The following is an 18,678-nucleotide window of genomic DNA, read 5'->3' on the forward strand; positions in this document are numbered from 1 at the left end:
CGCGGCGTCGGGTCGTCGCGGCCGCACTCGACTCCGTGTACAGGGCGTCCGCAGCGAGACATCCGTAGAATCGACCCATCCCCGGAAGAGAATGCGGCCGATGCTGCCCACCGGCAGGCTCGCCCGCGAGGACACTGGTCGACGACGCCCTCCGCACGTTCGACCGAGAAGGAAGATCGTGAGCCACGAGTTCGATGCACGCCGCACGGAATGGATCGCCAAAGAGGAGCTCGCCGAGCGGATGATTCCGCTCATCGGCGGCCTCTACCGAGACCACGGGGTGGTGACCTCCATCCACGGCCGGCGACTCATCAACCGCTCCGCCGTCGCGCTGCTGAAGGCGCACCGCTTCGCCCGTCAGGCCGGTGACGTCGAGCTCGACCTCGCCGACACGATGCGCGTGCTCGAGGTGCTGCGCGAGATCGCTCCCGGCCCGGCTTCGATCGACGTCGCCCGCCTCGTCGCCCGCTACGCCGACGCCGTCGGCGAGGGCGACGCACGCGAGCTCGCCGACTTCGTGCGCGACGAGCTCACGCCCGTCATCGCGGCCGAGGGCGAGCCCGAGGCATCCGGCACCGATGTCGTGCTCTACGGCTTCGGCCGCATCGGGCGCCTGCTCGCCCGCATCCTCATCGCGCACGCCGGCAACGGCAAGGGCCTGCGCCTCCGCGCGATCGTCGTGCGCAAGGGCTCGGACAACGACCTCGTCAAGCGCGCGAGCCTGCTGCGCCGCGACTCGGTGCACGGCCCGTTCGCCGGCACGATCGAGGTCGATGAGGAGGCGAACACGATCCTCGCCAACGGCACGCTCATCCAGGTGATCTACTCGAACGACCCCGCATCGATCGACTACACCGCCTACGGCATCGACGACGCGATCGTCGTCGACAACACCGGCCGCTGGCGCGACGAGGCCGGGCTCTCGCAGCACCTGCAGTCGAAGGGCGTCGCCCGGGTGCTGCTCACCGCCCCCGGCAAGGGCGCGATCAAGAACATCGTGCACGGCATCAACCACGACGACATCACCGACGCCGACGCGATCCTCTCGGCCGCCTCGTGCACCACGAACGCGATCACCCCCGTGCTGAAGGCGATCGAAGACGCCTACGGCGTCGTGCGCGGCCACGTCGAGACCGTGCACTCGTTCACGAACGACCAGAACCTCATCGACAACTTCCACTCGGGCGACCGGCGCGGGCGCTCCGCCGCGCTCAACATGGTCATCACCGAGACCGGCGCCGCGAAGGCCGTCGCGAAGGCCCTGCCGTCATTCGCCGGCAAGCTCACCGGCAGCGCGATCCGCGTGCCGACGCCCAATGTGTCGCTCGCGATCCTGAACCTGCAGCTCGAGCAGCCCGCAGAGAAGACCTCGCTGAACCGCTACCTGCGTCAGGTCTCGCTCACCTCTCCGCTGCGCCAGCAGGTCGACTACATCGAGTCGCCCGAGGTGGTCTCGACCGACTTCGTCGGCTCCAACCGCGCCGGCATCGTCGACGGGCTCGCGACGATCGCCGACGGCACCGACGCGATCGTCTACGTCTGGTACGACAACGAGTACGGCTACTCCTGCCAGGTCGTGCGCGTCATCGAGGCGATGGCCGGCACGCACCCCGTCGTGCTGCCCGAGCGTCAGCCGGTCGCCCTCGAGCGCGAGGTCGTCGCGACGGTCTGATCCACGATCCGATCCGCGATCTCGGCATCGTCCGAGTCGCGGTGACGGATGCCCCGGTGCGCGCGAGCGCCCGGGGCATTCGGGCTTCCCAGGCCGTCGTAGGCTGTCTGCATGAGCAGAGAAGCCGTGATCGTCGACGTCGTCCGCACTCCTGTGGGGCGCGGCAAGCCCGGTGGGCTCCTGTCGGGAATCCACCCCGTCGACCTCCTCGCCGGCGTGCTCGACACGATCGTCAATCGCAACGACCTCGACCCGGGGCTCATCGACGACGTGATCGGCGGCTGCGTCAGCCAGATCGGCGAGCAGAGCTACAACATCACGCGCAACGCGGTGCTCGCGGCGGGCTTCCCCGAGCACGTGCCCGGCACCACGATCGACCGGCAGTGCGGCTCGAGCCAGCAGGCGGCGACATTCGCGGCGCAGGCGGTGCTCGCCGGGCAGGCCGACATCGTCATCGCGTGCGGCGTCGAGTCGATGAGCCGGGTGAGGCTCGGCTCGAGCGCCGCGGGCGCCGACCCCTTCGGTTCGCGCATCCGCACGCGCTACCCCGACGGCCTCGTGAACCAGGGCGTCTCCGCCGAACTCATCGCCGCCAAGTGGGGCTTCGACCGCGCCGAACTCGACGCGTTCGCGGCACGATCGCACGAGCTGGCCGCAGCAGCACAGGAGGCGGGTGCCTTCGCGAGCGAGGTCGTGCCCGTGCCCGGCGTCGACTCGCTGACCGACGAGACCGTGCGACCCGGCACCTCGGCCGAGTCGCTCGGCGGCCTGAACGCGGCATTCCGCACCGACGACCTCGCCGAACGCTTCCCCGAGCTCGACTGGCGCATCACGCCCGGCAACTCCTCGCCGCTGACCGACGGCGCCTCCGCCGCCCTCATCATGAGCGCCGAGCGCGCCGAGCAGCTCGGCCTCACGCCGCGGGCGCGGTTCCGCGCGTTCTCGGTCGTGGGCAGCGACCCGCTCTACATGCTCACCGGCGTGATCCCGGCGACCGAGAAGGTGCTCGAGCGTGCCGGGCTGACCCACGGCGACATCGACGCCTACGAGGTCAACGAGGCGTTCGCATCGGTGCCCCTCGCCTGGCTCGCCGAGACCGGGGCGGATGCCGCGAAGCTGAACCCCCGCGGCGGCGCCATCGCCCTCGGGCACGCGCTCGGCTCCTCGGGCACGCGACTGCTCACGACGCTCGTGAACCAGCTCGAGGCCACCGGCGGCCGCTACGGCCTGCAGACGATGTGCGAGGGCGGCGGCATGGCCAACGCCACGATCATCGAACGCATCTGACGCTCGGGGCGATTCCCGACCCGACCCACCCATTCCCGAAGGGACGCACCATATGCAGTTGAACGGATCAGGCGCGATCGTCACGGGCGGCGCCTCCGGGCTCGGGCGCAGCACGGCCGCCGTGCTCGCCGCCGCGGGCGCCGAGGTCGTCATCCTCGACCTCCCGGGCTCACCCGGCGAGCAGACCGCGAGCGAGCTCGGTGACAACGTGCGCTTCGCGCCGGCGGATGTCACCGACGAGGCATCCGTGCAGGCCGCGATCGACCTCGTGCAGGAGCGTGCGCCGCTTCGAGTCGCGGTGAGCTGCGCCGGCATCGCGACCGCCGGGCGCACGGTCGGCCGCGAAGGCCCGCTGGCGCTCGACGCGTTCGAGCGCACCATCCGCATCAACCTCATCGGCACGTTCAACGTCGCCCGGCTCGCGGCCGCGGCGATGGCGGCGAACGACCCGATCACGGCCCAGTCGCTTCCGGGCGTGCCCGAGACCGCCGAGCGCGGCGTCATCGTGAACACCGCCTCGGTCGCGGCGTTCGACGGGCAGATCGGGCAGGCGGCCTACTCGGCCTCGAAGGGCGGCGTAGCCGCGATGACGCTGCCGCTCGCCCGCGACCTCTCGAAGCTGCTCGTGCGGGTCGTCACGATCGCGCCCGGCATCATGCAGACCCCGATGATGGCGGGCATGCCGCCCGAGGTGCAGGCCTCGCTCGAGGAGCAGATCCCGCACCCGTCGCGCATGGGCACGCCCGCCGAGTACGCGGCCCTCGTGCGGCACATCGTCGAGAACCCGCTGCTGAACGGCGAGACGATCCGCCTCGACGGCGCGATCCGCATGCAGCCGAAGTAGGTCTCGATCGGCGGCCGGCCGGTGCCGGCGACCCCCGAAGACCCCGAAGACGCCGACGGCCTCGGCCGGCCGCCGATCAGGGCTGCGCGGGCGCCGCCGTGCCGACGAGGCCGAGCGCATCGCGACGGCTTCTGCGCATCGCATTGACGACGCCGAGGATCGCGTCGGCGAGGGCGCCGGCGACGATGCCCGCAACCAGCAGGATCGGCAGCACCTGCTGAGCATCGGCGTCGAGGTTCGCCTCGAACAGCTCGACGAACCCGGGTGCGAACAGCGCTCCGGTGACGATCAGCCAGATCGACGGCACTGCCCAGGCGAGATCGAGCACGATGTTCGCAGCCGCGGCGGGCCACGTCCAGCCGGAACGGAAGATCCATACGGCCATGGCCGCTTCGAGCCCCACGAGCACGAGGAAGTACGGCAGCCAGAACGACCAGAGCGCCGGATCGAACACGGGCAGCAGGCCATCGAGGTGGCCCCACCGGCTCGGCCCGAACTGCTGCCAGACCACGAGTCCGACGATGACGGCGAGCCAGAACAGCGTGGCGATCAGGCCGATGCGCCGCTCTGCTGGGCTCGCCCCGGCGACGGCGGGCAGATCCCTCGGCGACCAGGCGACCACGTCTGCCTCGTCACTCGCGGGCGCACGGTCGATCGCCGCGAACACCACGGTCGTGAAGAAGGCGATGTAGACGCCGGTGGTCAGCAGCACGAACCACGTCGTGCCGAAGGTGCCTGCGCCGACCTCGCCCGTGATGAACTGGGCGAGCAGGTAGGCGCCGGTGACCGCGGGCACGGCGCTCCACTCCGTGATGACGAGCACGCGCTTCCACGTTGCGTACCACCGCGGGCCGATGAGCATCGGCGGACGATCCGCGTAGCGGGCTGCGAGCCGGGCCGGGTCGCCGAGGGCGGCCAGCGCGTCGAACTCGGCCGCGTCGGGCGTCGACGAGCCCGAGCCGACGCGGGCGTCGATGTCGTCGCGGATGCGCTCTTCGAGTTCGCGGGCGAACTCGCGCGCCTGCCGGCGGGGCAGGCTGCGGGAGGCCGCGATCACGTAGCGGTCGGTGAGTTCGGTTGTGGAGTGCATCGCGTTCTCGCTCATGCCTTCGCCCCAGATGTCGCCGTGCCCGCCGCCGCTGAGGGCACCGCTCGGCCGGCACGGTAGGCCTTGATGCCGCCGTCGATGACGTCCCAGGTCGCGACCCCGATCACGACCACCACGATGATCGCGACGATGACGGGCCCGGAGTTGCCCCACGGCCACTGCATCGCCTCGAGCGCCTCGTCGGTGATGAGCTGTCCGGTCAGGAACAGCCACAGCGCAGGCACCGTGAACGCGACGTTCAGCACGAGGTTCGCGCCCGCGAGCCACCAGTTCCACCCCCATGAGTAGAGGGCGATCGCGAAGAGGATCTCGAGGGCGATCAGCGCGAGGAAGTACGGCAGCCAGAACGACCACAGTGCGGGCTCGAGCAGGGGGATCGGCTCGCGCACGCCGTCGTGGAAGACGACGCCGAACTGCTGCCACACGATCGCCCCGGCGAAGATGCCGAGGAAGACGAGCGAACCGATGAGCTCGCCGAGACGCGACGTCTTCGCCGGCTCGGGGAGCGCGGGCAGCATGTCGAGTGTCCACGCCGCATCGATGCCCCGCCGGCCGGCTTCGGCCGGAGTGCGCTCGAGGACTGCGAAGACGAGCGTCGTCCAGAACCCGAGGTGCACCGCGATGGAGATCGCAGTGGCGACGGTCGCGCCGATGGCCTCGCCGATGTCGGCGCCCGACAGCAACTGCCCGAGCAGCACGCCGGCTGCCCCGATCGGCAGCACGATCGAGTAGAGCAGCTTCAGCAGGCGCCACCACATCAGGTAGTACTTCGGCCCGATGAGCTGCAGCGGCCGATCGATGTACTGCGCGGCGAGGGCCGCGGGGTCGCCGAGTTCGGTGAGTGCGGCGCGCTCCGCGTCGGCGGGGGAGCTGCCCGTCTCGACGAGCGCGTCGGACGCGTCGCCGATGCGCTCGCGCAGCTCGCGTTCGAACTCGGCGCGCTGCGCCTCGGGCAGGGTGCGGGCGGCGGCCCACACGTAGCGGTCGGTCAGGCTGGTCATGATTCGTCTCCGGTGGTGAGTCCGGCGAGCGCGTCGTCGATGCGTCGCCAATCGGTCATGAGTGCGTCGGCGAGCAGCTCGCCGGTGGGGCTCGTGCGGTAGAACTTGCGAGGCCGGGCCTCGTCGGTGTTCCACTCGCTCGTCAGCAGGCCCTGCTTCTCGAGTCGTCGCAGCAGGGGGTACAGGGTGTTCGCGTCGACGAGGATGCCGAGGCTGTTCAGCGACTCGAGCAGCGCGTAGCCGTAGTCAGGCGTGCGCAGCCGCACCAGGCAGGCGAGCACGACGGTGCCGCGGCGGAGCTCCTGCAGGTGCCCGGCGGTCGTCTCATCGGTGTTCATGAGTCACACGATACTGTGCGTCACACACTAATGCAACAGAAACTTCATAGTGCAGCGAATGCCGCGGCTCGCGCCGAACGCCCGATCACGTGGCGCGCGGGGCGACGGCACCTGTGAGTCCGCGGATGAAATGGGCGGCGCGCCGAGTCGCCCCGGCGTGTCGTGGGTCTCATCCGCGGACTCGCCGATGCGCGATGCGCGAGGCGGGCAGGGAAGGCGGCGGGAGGCTGGCGGAACGACGGGCGGCGGGGTGCGGCGAGCCGAGCCGGCGAGTTACTGCTCGGCGTGCGCCTCGAGGAACCGGTAGACGGCGGAGTCGTCGACGCCCGGGAAGGTGCCCGAGGGCAGCGGCGAGAGCACGTGCGCGTGCAGCCGGGCACTCGGCCACGCCCGCCCGGCCCAGCGCTCGGCGAGCTCCGATGGGGCGCGGCGGCAGCACGACTCGTCGGGGCAGGTCGACACCGCGCGATGAGTGGTCTCGCGGCCGCGGAACCACTTGGCCTGGTTGAACGGCACGCCGACCGAGATCGAGAACTCCGCGGCATCCGTGCGCCCCGTCTGCGTCGCACACCAGAAGGTGCCCGCGGGGGTGTCGGTGTACTGGTAGTTCTCGGTCGTGCGGTTGGTGTGACCGAACGCGGTGCGGGCGCTCCACTTCTTGCAGACCCACTGGCCCTCGATCGAGCCCGTGACATCGGTGGGCAACGGCAGTCCGTCGTTCTCGTAGCCCTTCAGCAGGGCGCCGTCGCCCGCGACGCGGAGGAAGTGCAGCGTCATGTCGAGATGGCTCGTCGCGAGGTTCGTGAAGCGCAGCGCCGCGGCCTCGTGCGTGACGCCGAACGCGTCGCGGAAGTCCTCGATGGCGAGCCGCTTCTCCTTCTTCGCGGCCTGCAGGAAGGAGACGGATGCCTCGCGCGGCATCAGGCACGCGGCGGCGAAGTAGTTGATCTCGAGCCGCTGCCAGAGGAACTCCGCGTAGCTCGCCGGGCGTTCGTGCCCGAGCAGCCGGTGCGCCATCGCCTGCAATGCCATCGACCGCAGCCCGTGGCCACCGGGGATCGAGGCCGGCGGCAGGTAGATGCGGCCGTTCGCGATGTCGGTGATCGACCGTGTCGAGTCGGGCAGGTCGTCGACGTAGATGAGCTGGAAGCCGAGCTTCTCGGCCATGACGCTCACCTCGCGGTGCGTGAGCGCGCCCGAGCGGTGGCCCGAGGAGCGCACCTGGTCTTCGGCCAGCTGTTCGATGTCGGGGAAGTAGTTGTCGCGCTCGCGCATGCGCTCGCGCAGCTCGGTGTTGGCGCGCCGGGCCTCTTCGGGGGTGGCGATGGCCTCGCTCGCCCGCCGCTGCAGTTCATGGTGGAGCCCGACGATCGCCTCGAGGGACTCGTCGGTGATGCCGCGGCCGGGGCGGATCGCGGGCAGCCCGAGACTCGCGTACAGCGGGCTCGACTGCGCACGCCCGAGCTCGAGCTCGAGGGCGGCGCGACGGCTCGGCGCCTCGCGGGAGAGGAGGTCGGCCAGTTCGACGTCGAGCGACGCCGCGAGCGAGTCGAGCAGTGAGAGCTTCGGCTCGCGCTTGCCGTTCTCGATGAGGGAGAGCTGGCTGCCGGCCATGCCGACCGCCTCGCCGAGCTGATCGAGGGTGAGGCCCCGCTCGCCGCGGAAATGGCGGATGCGCTGGCCGAGGGTCGCGAGATCGGGGGAGCCTGCCTTCATGGCTTAAGGATAGCGAAAGATCGCACATTCTTAACGCTCCAAATGGCCGAACGGATGCCCCAACAGCGCGCATTCTTGAAGTACGAACCAGTTCCGGCTCACGTCGGCACCAATTTGGAAGGGACGAAGATGACCATCTCCGAGTTCTCGATCGGTACAGAGGCATCCGACTCGGCCGGCAGCATCCGTCGCGGCACCACCGACGCAGCCCTGCGCGCGTGGGTCGACGAGATCGCCGGCCTCACCAAGCCCGACGAGATCGTCTGGTGCGACGGTTCGCAGCACGAGGCCGACCTACTGACGAAGCAGCTCGTCGCCGAGGGCAAGCTCATCAAGCTGAACCCCGAGTGGCGCCCCAACAGCTTCCTCGCGCGCACCGACCCGAAGGATGTCGCGCGCGTCGAGGACCGCACGTTCATCTGCTCGACGTACGAAGAGGACGCCGGCCCCACGAACAACTGGCGCGACCCGCGTGAGATGCGCTCAGAGCTGACCGACGTCTTCGACGGCTCGATGAAGGGCCGCACGATGTACGTCGTGCCCTTCTCGATGGGCCCGCTCGGCGGCCCCATCTCGCAGCTCGGTGTCGAGATCACCGACTCGCCCTACGTCGTGCTCTCGATGGGCATCATGACCCGCATGGGCGATGCCGTCTACCGCCTCATCGAGGCCGGCGAGCCGTGGGTGCGCACCGTGCACTCGGTCGGCTACCCGCTCATCGACGGCGTGGGCCACCGCCGCGCCGAGGCCGACTGGCCCTGCAACGACACCAAGTACATCGTGCAGTTCCCCGACTCGCGTGAGATCTGGTCGTACGGCTCGGGCTACGGCGGCAACGCGCTGCTCGCCAAGAAGTGCTTCGCACTGCGTATCGCGAGCGTCATGGCACGCGACGAGGGCTGGCTCGCCGAGCACATGCTGCTCATCAAGATCACCTCGCCCGAGGGCAAGGCGTACCACGTGGCCGCCGCGTTCCCGTCGGCGTGCGGCAAGACCAACCTCGCGATGCTGCGCCCGACGATCCCCGGCTGGAAGGTCGAGACGATCGGCGACGACATCGCCTGGATGCGCCCCGGCGACGACGGCCGCCTCTACGCGATCAACCCCGAGGCCGGGTTCTTCGGCGTCGCGCCGGGCACCGGCGAGACCACGAACCCGACAGCCGTGCAGACCCTCTGGGGCAACACGATCTTCACGAACGTGGCGCTGCGCCCCGACGGCGACATCTGGTGGGAGGGCTTGACCGACGAGGCGCCCGAAGAGCTCACCGACTGGCAGGGCAAGCCGTGGACGCCCGACTCCGGTCGCCCCGCGGCGCACCCGAACTCGCGCTTCACGGTCGCCGCAGCCCAGTGCCCGCAGATCTCCGACGACTGGGACGCCCACGACGGCGTGCCGATCGACGCGATCCTCTTCGGCGGACGACGCGCGACGAACGTGCCGCTCGTCGCCGAGGCGCGCAGCTGGAAGCACGGCGTCTTCATGGGCGCGACGATCTCGTCCGAGAAGACCGCCGCGGCAGAGGGCACTGTCGGCGAGCTCCGCCGCGACCCCTTCGCGATGCTCCCGTTCTGCGGCTACAACATGGCCGACTACTGGGGCCACTGGGTCAAGATGGGCCGCGTGCTCGGTGAGAACGCGCCGAAGATCTTCCAGGTCAACTGGTTCCGCAAGGGCAGCGACGGTTCGTTCCTCTGGCCCGGGTTCGGCGAGAACTCGCGCGTGCTCGAGTGGATCGTCGGCCGGGTCGAGGGCACGAGCGACGTCGTCGAGACGCCGATCGGCCTGATCCCGGCATCCGGTTCGCTCGACCTCGACGGCCTCGACATCACGGATGACGCGATCGAGCAGCTCTTCGACGTCGACCGCGACTCGTGGCTCGCCGAGTGCGACCTCACCGACGAGTACTTCGGCCAGTTCGGCGACCGCGTGCCCGCGGCGCTGCGCGCGGAGCTCTCGAGCCTGCGCTACCACCTGTCGCACCAGGAGGCGTAGCCCGACGGCGATGCGCCTCGCGAGATCGCGGGGCGCATCTCCGTGCCGCCTGCGGATGCCGCGGACGCGCGCGTTCGGGAAGGCGCGCCGCCCGCGGCATCCGTCGACGGCACTTCGGCACGCCTGACGCCGTGCTGCTCCCTTGCGCGCTAGCGTGTGCCGCAAGGAGGCGCGATGGAGTTCGGCACGGTCATCGAGACGATCGGCGAGGTCATCGACTTCGTCGGCGTGCTGGCGATCGTGGTCGGCGTCGTCTACGCGAGCCTCGATGCCGGACTCAGGGGCATTCGCGGGAAGTCCCCGATCTACGATCGCTTCCGCCGCGTGCTCGGTCGAGCCATCCTGCTGGGCCTCGAACTGCTCGTGGCCGCCGACATCATCAAGACGGTGGCGGTGACGCCCACGCTCGACTCGGTGCTCGTGCTCGCGATCATCGTGCTCATCCGCACGTTCCTCAGCTGGTCGCTCGAGCTCGAGGTCTCCGGCCGTTGGCCGTGGCAGAAGCGCGGCTCGACCGTCGACGAGCCGCCGCTCGTGCAGACCGAAACCGGCTGACGGCGGTCGCCAGGCCGACCGGGACCGCCGGCGGCCGGTGGGAGTACCATTTCTCCAACGTCGTGAGAAATGAGTCGAGGAGACCGGGTGGGCGATCCGACAGGCACGCGGCGCGGAACGAACCTGCCGCGCATGGGCGACTTCAACCAGTCGGTCGTCTTCGATGCGATCCGCCGGTCGAGCGACGGCCGCAGTCGCGTGGAGCTCGTGGCGGCGACCGGCCTCTCGGCGCAGACGATCTCGAACGTCGTGCGGCGGCTGCTCGACGGCGACCTCGTGGTCGAAGCAGGCAAGGCGAGTTCCGGCCCGGGCAAGCCGAGAACGCTGCTGCGGCTGAACCCGGCGGGCGCGTATGCGGCCGGCGTGCACATCGATCCGGCCGTGATGACCTTCGTCGTGCTCGACCTCGAGGGCTCCGTGGTCGCGCACGCGCGCCGCCGCACCCCCATCGCCAACGACCCCCGGCTCGTGATGTCGAGCATCCAGGACGGCCTCGACCGGCTGATCGCCGACTCGGGCGTGCGGCGCGAGAAGGTCGTGGGGCTCGGCGTGGCCGCGCCCGGTCCGATCGACGTCGAACGCGGCACCATCGTCGATCCACCGCACCTGCTCGGCTGGCACCGGGTGCCGCTCCGCGACGCGCTCGCCGAGTCGACCGGCCTGCCGGTGCTGGTCGACAAGGACGTGACGGCGGCGGCGGTGGCCGAGATGTGGACCGGGGGCGCCAACGGCGTCGGCAGCTTCGTGTTCTTCTACCTCGGCACCGGCATCGGCGCCGGTCTCGTGCTCGACGACGAGGTCGTGCGCGGTGCCTCGGGCAACGCGGGTGAGATCGGGCACATCGTCGTCGATCCGGGCGGTGCCGTCTGCAGTTGCGGCCTGCACGGATGCATCGCCGCCACCTGCACCCCGCAGGCACTCGTCACCGAGGCCGAACGGCTCGGCGTGCTCGCCGACACGCGACTGCGCAGCGGCGCCCACGACGTCGACCTGCGGTTCACGGCGCTCTGCGATCTCGCGGCAGCCGGCGACGCCGGAGCCCGGCAGATCCTCGAGCGCTCATCGGCTCGCACGGCCAAGGCCGTCGCCGTGCTCGCCGACCTGCTCGATGTCGATCGAGTCGTGTTCGGGGGGCCGTTTTGGCAGCGATTCCGCCCGTATCACCTGGAGCGCATTCCTGCCCTGCTCGACGAGCTCAGTGTCACGCGGTCCATCCGCCGGGTGCAGGTCGTCGGCACGTCGGCGGGTGAGGATGTCGGCGCGGTCGGGGCGGCGTGCCTGGTGCTCGAGCGCACGCTCGGGCCGTCGGCGGCGCGCCTGATGCTCGACGCCTGACACCGGTTCCGAATCGGCTTCGCGTGGGGCTTGCAGAGTAATTCCATTCGATTTACTATTTCGACAGACGCGACCGCGTTCGATCCAGCTGGAGCAAAGGAGCACCATGCGTTTCTCTCGCGTACTCGCCGGCGTGGCGACCGTCTCTGCGGCGGCCCTCGCATTCGCCGGATGCAGCCCGGCGGCAGACGACTCCGAGACGATCACGATCGTCTACCAGAAGACCGACGGCTTCGTCGCGCTCGACGAGCTCTTCCAGAAGGTGAAGCCCGAGTTCGAGGCCGCCAACCCCGGTGTGACCGTCGAGCTGGAGCCCATCGTGGCCGACGAGGGCGACTACGCGACGAAGCTCGCACTCATGCAGCAGAGCGCCGAGACGGCGCCCGACGTGTTCTATGAAGACACCTTCCGCGTGCGCAGCGACGTCGACGCCGGATACCTGCTGAACCTCGACGACCACCTCGCCGAGTGGGAGGACTGGGAGCAGTTCAACGACGGAGCGAAGGAGGCCGGGCGAGCCGACGACGGCAGCGTCTACGCCGTGCCGCTCGGTACCGACACCCGTGGGATCTGGTACTCCAAGTCGGTGCTCGAAGCTGCAGGCGTCGCGCTCCCGTGGGAGCCGAAGAGCTGGGAGGAGATCCTCGAGACGGCTCGGGCCGTCAAGGCGGCCTCGCCCGACAAGGTCGCGTTCAACGTGTACTCCGGCAAGCCTGCCGGAGAGGGTTCGGTCATGCAGGGCTTCGGCATGCTCATGTACGGCACCGACGACACCCTCTACGACGCCGACGAGCAGAAGTGGGTCACCGGCTCAGAGGGCTTCGTCGATTCGCTGGCGTTCATCGAGACCCTCTACGGCGAAGGCCTCGCGCCGGCGCCCGACGTCGCGCTCGACGGATCGATGTGGCAGAAGCTGTTCGGCGAGTGGTTCCCCGGCGGGCAGATCGCGGGGACCATCGAAGGGTCGTGGTCGCCCTCGTTCTGGAAGCAGGGCGGATCGTACGAGTGGCCCGAGTACGTCGACGACATCGGCGTCGCCGCATTCCCGACTCAGAACGGCCAGGGCGACGGTGCGGTGAGCCTCTCGGGCGGATGGACGCTCGCGGTGGGGGCGCAGAGCCAGAACCCCGACGCGGCGTTCGACTTCCTCGCCATGGCGCTCGACCGTGAGAACGCGCTCGAGTACAACATCGCGAACTCGCAGATCGCGGTGCGCGCCGACGTCGCAGAAGACCCGGCGTATCTCGAGGCGAACCCGTTCATCGGCTTCTTCACCGACCTCGTGAGCGTCACGCACTTCCGTCCGGCCACGGCGGACTACCCGCAGATCTCGGCCGAGATCCAGGCGGCGACCGAGGCGGTCATGACGGGGCAGATGAGTCCCGAAGAAGCAGCCGCGGCCTACGACGAGGCCGTGATCGGCATCGTCGGCGATGAGAATGTGACGCAGTGACGGGTGGTGGCATCCACATCGGCACTGCGTGACGGCGCCGTCCGGCCGTCGCGGGAACGCCCGAACTCCCGCGACGGCCGGTCATCGCGCACCTCCATCGCACGATTCCTCCCGGTCGTCCCGTCGATCCTGCTGCTCGCATTGTTCATGGCGGGCCCGGTCATCTGGTCGGTCACGATCTCGTTCACGAACACCGCGCTCACCGGCCGCAACGCGAAGGATCCGTCGTGGGTCGGCTTCGAGAACTACACGCGACTCCTGCAGGACCCGGGGTTCCCGGTCTCCGTCTGGCTGACCGTCGTCTTCGTCGTGGCATCGGCGGTCATCGGCCAGAACGTGCTCGGGCTGGTGATCGCGTTGCTCCTCGGCAGGGTGGGTCGCGTCACCCACGCGATCGTGACCACGATCGTGGTCGGCGCCTGGGTGCTGCCAGAGATCGTCGCGGCGTTCGCGGCGTACGCGTACTTCGCTGACGACGGAACCCTCAACCAACTGCTCGCGGGCATCGGCATCGACGGTGCGAACTGGCTCTACGAGTTCCCGATGCTCGCCGTGATCCTCGCGAACGTCTGGCGCGGCACCGCGTTCTCGATGATGGTCTACGAGGCGGCGCTGAACGACGTGCCGCCCGAGATCACCGAGGCCGCCGTCATCGACGGGGCCGGCGGACTCAAGCGACTGATCTGGGTGACGATCCCGATGATCCGGGGGAGCATCGCCACCAACCTCATGCTGATCACGCTGCAGACGCTCGCGGTCTTCACGCTGATCTGGGTGATGACGAAGGGCGGCCCCGGCATCAGCAGCACCACGCTGCCGATCCTCGCCTACCAGGAGGCGTTCAAGTTCCAGGAGATCGGCTACGGATCGGCGATCGCCGTCGTCATGATCCTGATCGGCGCCGTGTTCTCCGTGCTCTACCTGCGCACACTCCGGCCCGGGAGGGACGCATGACCGGGCCGACGGCGGCGCCGGCCCGCCCGCGCCCGTTGAGCATGGCATCGCCGCGTCGAGCGGTCGCAGCCCTCGCATCGAACGTCGTGCTGCTCGTCATCGCCGCGTGCTTCCTGGTGCCGCTCGCCTGGCTGTTCCTCGCTTCCGTCGACACCGCGCCGAGCCAGCAGACACGGGTGCCGACCGACTTCACCCTCGAGCACTATGCGGCCGTGCTCACGCCGGAGCGCACGCTGCTGCCGCTCTGGAACAGCACGGTGCTCTCGGCGGGCTCGGCCATCGTGACGGTGATCGTCGCGGTGCTCGCCGCGTACCCGATCTCGCGGTACAACTCGCGGTTCAACACCCCGTACCTCTCCGCGATCCTGTTCGGCACCTGCCTGCCGATCACGGCGATCATGGTGCCGGTCTACAGCCTCTTCGTGCGGCTCGGCATGCTCGACAACCTCGCCGCGGTGACGTTCTTCCTCGCGGCGACGAGCCTGCCCATGGCGATCTGGATGACGAAGAACTTCATGGACTCGGTGCCGGTCTCGCTCGAGGAGGCCGCGTGGGTCGACGGCGCCTCCGCGATGCGGGCGCTTCGGCTGATCGTGCTCCCGCTCATGCGCCCCGGGCTCGCGGTCGTCTTCATCTTCGTCTTCATCCAGGCATGGGGGAACTTCTTCGTGCCGTTCATCCTGCTGCTGTCGCCGTCGAAGCAACCCGCCTCGGTGAGCGTCTTCAGCTTCTTCGGGCAGTACGGCACCGTGGCATACGGTGAGCTCGCGGCGTACTCGCTCATCTACTCGCTGCCGGTGGTGGTGCTCTACGTCATCGTGTCGAAGGGCATCGGCGGTTCCTTCGCCATGCAGGGCGCGATCAAGGGATAGGGGTTGGTCCGATGCACGACGACAGCAGGCTGGTCGAGCGGCGAATCGCGCGGTTCGTCGCCGAGCGCATCGAGCCGGCGCTCCATCGCCGGAGCGCCCCCGTCTCGATCGAGCAGTGGGTGGCGCCGGGCGAGCCGGTGCCGTTCGCCGAAGCGGTCGCGCAGCGCTTCACCCCCTTCGAGACGGATGCCCCGTGGGGCCGGCCCTGGGGAACGACCTGGTTCCGCATCCGCGGCCGGGTGCCCGAAGCGTGGGCGGCCGAACGCGATGCCAGGGTCGAGCTCGTCGTCGATCTGGGGTTCACGGGTGCGGCGCCCGGCTTCCAGGCCGAAGGCACGGTCTGGAGTGCCGACGGCGTGATCATCAAGGCGATCGAGCCGCTGAACCGCGCGGTGCCGCTCGAGGCCGGACCCGGGCAGGACTTCGAGCTGTACCTCGAGGCGGCCTCCAATCCCGACCTCCAGGGCGGCTGGTCGTTCGCCCCGACGCCGCTCGGCGATCCCGCCACCGCCGGCGACGCGCTGCTCTACCGGATGCGCCGGCTCGAGGTCGCCCTCCGGGATCTCCCGGTGTGGGAGCTCGCACAGGACGTCTGGACTCTGCGCGGACTGCACGCCGAGCTGCCCGAGGCATTGCCCCGGCGTGCGCAGCTCCTCCGCGCGCTCGAGCGATGCATCGACGTGATGGACCCCGACGACGTGTCGGGCACCGCGGCGCGTGGCCGTGAGCTGCTCGCGCCTGCACTCGCGGCTCCGGCCTGGGCGAGTTCGCATCGGCTGCACGGCGTCGGTCACGCGCACATCGACAGCGCCTGGCTGTGGCCGACCCGCGAGACCGTGCGCAAGGTGGCGCGGACCTTCTCGAACGTCGACGCGCTCATCGAGCGGAATCCGGGCTTCGTGTTCGCCGCGTCATCCGCTCAGCAGTTCGCCTGGCTGAAGGCGGCGTATCCCGAGCTGTTCGAACGCATCCGCCGGCGGGTGGCCGAGGGCGCGTTCGTGCCGGTCGGCGGCATGTGGGTCGAGTCCGACACGAACATGCCGGGCGGTGAGGCGCTCGCCCGCCAGTTCGTCGCGGGCAAGCGCTTCTTCATGGAGGAGTTCGGTGTCGAACCGCTCGAGGTGTGGCTGCCCGATTCGTTCGGCTACTCGGGGGCGCTGCCGCAGATCGCACGTGCGGCGGGCAGCCGCTGGTTCCTGACGCAGAAGATCTCGTGGAACGAGACGAACGTGATGCCGCACCACACCTTCGACTGGGAGGGCATCGACGGCACGCGCATCTTCACGCACTTCCCTCCGGTCGACACGTACAACTCCGAGCTCTCGGGCGCCGAGCTCGCGCGGGCGGAGCGGCAGTACGCCGAACACGGCTCGGGCAACACCTCGCTCGTGCCGTTCGGCTGGGGCGACGGCGGCGGCGGACCCACCGAGGAGATGCTCGCCGCGGCCGCGCGCACGGCGGACCTCGAGGGGTCGCCGAGGGTCGTGCTGTCGAGCCCGCGCGAGTTCTTCGAGGCGGCGGAGGCCGAGCTGCCGAAGCCGCCGGTCTGGTCGGGCGAGCTGTACCTCGAGTTCCATCGCGGCACCTACACCTCGCAGGCGCGCACGAAGCGCGGCAACCGGCGCAGCGAGCACCTGCTGCGGGAGGCCGAGCTGTGGGCCGCGACCGCGGCGGTGCGCGGACGACTCCAGTACCCGTACGACGAACTGGAGTCGGCCTGGCACACGGTGCTATTGCAGCAGTTCCACGACATCCTGCCGGGGTCCTCGATCGCCTGGGTGCACGCCGAGGCCGAGCGGCGCTACGCGGAGGTCGCCGAGACGCTCGAGGCGATCATCGCGCGCTCGCTGCGCGCGCTCGTCGGTGAGGGGGAGCAGACCGTGGTGGCGAATGCCGGACCGCTCCCGCTCGGCGGCGTCGCCGCGCTCGCCGCAGCGACGGCGCCCGAGACGGATGCCGCGTCCACCGTGCGGCGCGACGGCGAACGGATCGTGCTGGCGAACGCCCGGCTCGAGGCCGTGCTCGACGAGCAGGGGCTCCTCGTCTCCCTCGTCGACCGGAGGACCGGCCGTGACGCGATCCCCGCGGGCGGTGCGGCGAAGCTGCTGCAGCTCTTCCGCGACACCCCGAACCAGTGGGATGCCTGGGACGTCGACGTGCAGGACCGGCGGAACGTCGTCGAGCTCCGCGAGCTCGAGTCGATCGAGATCGTCGACGACGACCCGGCCTGCGCCGTCGTGCGCATCACCCGTCGGTTCGGCGGATCCGAGGTCGTCGAGACCGTCTCGCTGGAAGCGATGGGCGGGGCGCTCGACGTGCGGTTCGACGTCGACTGGCATGAGCGGCAGAAGCTCCTGAAGCTCGCGTTCCCGCTCGACGTGCATGCCGAGCGGGCGACGTCCGAGATCCAGTTCGGTCACCTGCATCGGCCGACGCACACGAACACCTCGTGGGATGCGGCGCGCTTCGAGTCCGTCGCGCACCGCTGGGTGCACGTCGGCGAGCCCGGGTTCGGCGTCGCCGTCGCCAACGACGCGACCTACGGACACGACATCGCGCGCACCGTGGTCGACGGGGCCACGGTGACCACCGTGCGGCTCTCGCTGCTGCGGGCTCCCCGCTACCCCGATCCGACGGCCGACCAGGGGTCCCACGTCTTCCGCGTGGCGATCGCACCCGGCGCGGGCATCCCCGAGGCCGTCGCCGAGGGCTACCGGCTCAATGTGCCCCCGCGACGCGTGGTCGACGCCGCGGTCGACCGCATCGCCCCCCTGATCGCGGTCGCGGGTGACGGGGTCATCGTCGAGGCGGTCAAGCTCGCGGAAGACCGTTCGGGTGATGTCGTGGTGCGGCTCTACGAAGCGCACGGCTCGCGCAGGCAGGCCGTGCTCTCCGCGGAGCTCCCCGGAGCGGTGGCGACCGAGGTCGACCTGCTCGAGCGGCCCCTCGACGAGTCTCGGGCCCGGCTCGCGGCGGTGCCGGGAGCGCCCGGTGCTTGGCGACTCGAGCTCCGCCCGTTCCAGCTCGCGACCGTTCGCATCAGTCGGGTGGCGGCACCACTCGAGTGACGGATGCCGCGCCGAGTGGCCACACGCCGAGCACGCGGCGGTGATGCGAGCCCGATGGCGGCCGCATGTCGATGAGGGCGAGCTGGCGGAGCAGCACGCGGTCGCCGCGCTCCAGCCGGCCGTGGCGCTTCACGGTGACGTGCGGACGGAATTCGGTGCGAAGGTGCCCGGTCTCGACCTCGGCGGCGGCGAGAGCGGAGAGCGCCTCGCCTCGGAGCGCGGAGATCTCGCCGCCGTCTCTGATGAGGGTCACCGGCACGTCATGGCGACGGCCGAACATGGCGGGCTCACCCGCGGTGCTGGTGATCGCCGACGCATCGCGGGCCACCCTGCCGAGCGCCGCCGCGACGACCTCGCTCGGCCGGTCGGTGGCGAACGGCTCCACGAGCGTGACGTGCAGCGGCCAGTCGGCCACCGTGAACGACTCGGCGGCGGTGAGCGGCGAGAGCGGCAGCACGATGACGAAGCGCGTCATCCGCC

General features: G+C 70.2%; 15 protein-coding genes. 10 read left to right on the forward strand and 5 right to left on the reverse strand.

What is annotated here, in order from left to right:
• The first annotated feature begins 241 nt into the window (after positions 1 to 241).
• The 3 genes from JOE59_RS03190 (at position 242) to JOE59_RS03200 (ending at position 3,803) form a co-directional block, all read left to right on the forward strand.
• Entirely contained in the window at positions 242 to 1,672 is a 1,431-nt protein-coding gene (locus tag JOE59_RS03190; protein ID WP_239560571.1) for a glyceraldehyde-3-phosphate dehydrogenase, read from the forward strand.
• Positions 1,673 to 1,783: 111 nt separating this feature from the next.
• On the forward strand, positions 1,784 to 2,959 hold the full coding sequence (locus JOE59_RS03195; RefSeq protein ID WP_204458908.1) for a thiolase family protein: 1,176 nt from the start codon (positions 1,784 to 1,786) through the stop codon (positions 2,957 to 2,959).
• Between the two features lie 52 nt (positions 2,960 to 3,011).
• A complete protein-coding gene (locus JOE59_RS03200; RefSeq protein ID WP_204458909.1) occupies positions 3,012 to 3,803 on the forward strand; it encodes an SDR family NAD(P)-dependent oxidoreductase in 792 nt (263 codons plus the stop codon).
• Positions 3,804 to 3,879: 76 nt separating this feature from the next.
• Here JOE59_RS03200 and JOE59_RS03205 read toward each other — a convergent pair whose 3' ends face one another.
• The 4 genes from JOE59_RS03205 to JOE59_RS03220 all read right to left on the reverse strand — a co-directional run bounded on the left by JOE59_RS03205 (position 3,880) and on the right by JOE59_RS03220 (position 7,966).
• Positions 3,880 to 4,908, reverse strand: coding sequence for a hypothetical protein (locus JOE59_RS03205; protein WP_204458910.1), 1,029 nt, complete (start codon positions 4,906 to 4,908; stop codon positions 3,880 to 3,882).
• Complete coding sequence (locus JOE59_RS03210; RefSeq protein ID WP_204458911.1) at positions 4,905 to 5,912, reverse strand: permease prefix domain 1-containing protein; 1,008 nt, start codon at positions 5,910 to 5,912, stop codon at positions 4,905 to 4,907. Before JOE59_RS03210 ends, JOE59_RS03205 begins: the two co-directional genes overlap by 4 nt.
• Positions 5,909 to 6,250 (reverse strand): PadR family transcriptional regulator, encoded by a 342-nt coding sequence (locus tag JOE59_RS03215; protein WP_204458912.1) that lies wholly within the window; start codon positions 6,248 to 6,250, stop codon positions 5,909 to 5,911. Before JOE59_RS03215 ends, JOE59_RS03210 begins: the two co-directional genes overlap by 4 nt.
• A gap of 273 nt (positions 6,251 to 6,523) precedes the next feature.
• Positions 6,524 to 7,966, reverse strand: a complete 1,443-nt coding sequence (locus tag JOE59_RS03220; protein ID WP_204458913.1) for a helix-turn-helix transcriptional regulator — start codon at positions 7,964 to 7,966, stop codon at positions 6,524 to 6,526.
• A gap of 129 nt (positions 7,967 to 8,095) precedes the next feature.
• Here JOE59_RS03220 and JOE59_RS03225 point away from each other — a divergent pair, with 129 nt between their 5' ends.
• The 7 genes from JOE59_RS03225 (at position 8,096) to JOE59_RS03255 (ending at position 18,198) form a co-directional block, all read left to right on the forward strand.
• Positions 8,096 to 9,961 (forward strand): phosphoenolpyruvate carboxykinase (GTP), encoded by a 1,866-nt coding sequence (locus JOE59_RS03225; RefSeq protein ID WP_204458914.1) that lies wholly within the window; start codon positions 8,096 to 8,098, stop codon positions 9,959 to 9,961.
• Between the two features lie 174 nt (positions 9,962 to 10,135).
• Positions 10,136 to 10,516 carry a DUF1622 domain-containing protein gene (locus JOE59_RS03230; protein WP_204458915.1) on the forward strand — a complete coding sequence of 127 codons (381 nt, stop codon included), beginning with the start codon at positions 10,136 to 10,138 and terminating at the stop codon, positions 10,514 to 10,516.
• A gap of 132 nt (positions 10,517 to 10,648) precedes the next feature.
• On the forward strand, positions 10,649 to 11,851 hold the full coding sequence (locus tag JOE59_RS03235) for an ROK family protein (RefSeq protein ID WP_204463231.1): 1,203 nt from the start codon (positions 10,649 to 10,651) through the stop codon (positions 11,849 to 11,851).
• Between the two features lie 106 nt (positions 11,852 to 11,957).
• Positions 11,958 to 13,304 carry an extracellular solute-binding protein gene (locus JOE59_RS03240; RefSeq protein ID WP_204458916.1) on the forward strand — a complete coding sequence of 449 codons (1,347 nt, stop codon included), beginning with the start codon at positions 11,958 to 11,960 and terminating at the stop codon, positions 13,302 to 13,304.
• Between the two features lie 3 nt (positions 13,305 to 13,307).
• Entirely contained in the window at positions 13,308 to 14,258 is a 951-nt protein-coding gene (locus JOE59_RS03245) for a carbohydrate ABC transporter permease (protein ID WP_374191111.1), read from the forward strand.
• Entirely contained in the window at positions 14,255 to 15,130 is an 876-nt protein-coding gene (locus JOE59_RS03250) for a carbohydrate ABC transporter permease (protein ID WP_374191112.1), read from the forward strand. The genes JOE59_RS03245 and JOE59_RS03250 overlap by 4 nt, the downstream gene beginning before the upstream one ends.
• An 11-nt stretch (positions 15,131 to 15,141) precedes the next feature.
• Positions 15,142 to 18,198: an alpha-mannosidase gene (locus tag JOE59_RS03255; protein WP_204458917.1), complete on the forward strand. Its 3,057-nt coding sequence runs from the start codon at positions 15,142 to 15,144 to the stop codon at positions 18,196 to 18,198.
• On the opposite strand, the gene JOE59_RS03260 is transcribed toward JOE59_RS03255, so the two are convergent.
• Positions 18,170 to 18,673 (reverse strand): 2'-5' RNA ligase family protein, encoded by a 504-nt coding sequence (locus JOE59_RS03260; RefSeq protein ID WP_204458918.1) that lies wholly within the window; start codon positions 18,671 to 18,673, stop codon positions 18,170 to 18,172. The two genes, JOE59_RS03255 and JOE59_RS03260, sit on opposite strands and share 29 nt — an antisense overlap.
• Positions 18,674 to 18,678: the final 5 nt, after the last annotated feature.

It is taken from the genome of Agromyces cerinus, from assembly GCF_016907835.1.
GTDB lineage: Bacteria > Actinomycetota > Actinomycetes > Actinomycetales > Microbacteriaceae > Agromyces > Agromyces nitratus.